The sequence below is a fragment of the Escherichia sp. MOD1-EC5950 genome, from assembly GCF_002965345.1.
Classification (GTDB): Bacteria; Pseudomonadota; Gammaproteobacteria; order Enterobacterales; family Enterobacteriaceae; genus Escherichia; species Escherichia marmotae.
In genome coordinates, this window is the sequence record NZ_PTSR01000159.1 from 1 (window position 1) to 347 (window position 347).

At 59.4% G+C, this 347-nt stretch carries 1 protein-coding gene; it reads right to left on the bottom strand.

Annotated features, from left to right (window positions below):
• Positions 1-347, bottom strand: a 347-nt coding sequence (locus BEA93_RS24815; protein ID WP_157945160.1) for a fimbria/pilus outer membrane usher protein, incomplete at both ends; no start/stop codon positions are given.

Below are 347 nucleotides of genomic sequence, written 5' to 3' on the forward strand. Positions count from 1 at the left end.
CCGGCATTCCATTCATCCTTCGTCCGGCGACCATGATTTGACTGCGACCACAACTCTGTCGGGTCAAAGGAGGACATGTCCTCATATTCCTCACTCTGCCGTGACCAGCTCACCCGCAGTCCGGTGTTCGTCATCTCAAGTTGTTTACTCCAGGATAACTGCACCTTATTTCCGCTGCGGCTGCCATCACGGTATTTCGCCGTGGCATAAGCCCCGTCAGCAGACAGCGCCCCCAGGTAACTCAGCCCCAGAACAGCCCCGGCGCTGACGCCCTGCCAGTCCTGGTTAAACACCCCGCCGGTGCGCAGCGTCAGCCCGTCCAGACCGTAACCGTATGACGCCGCAAA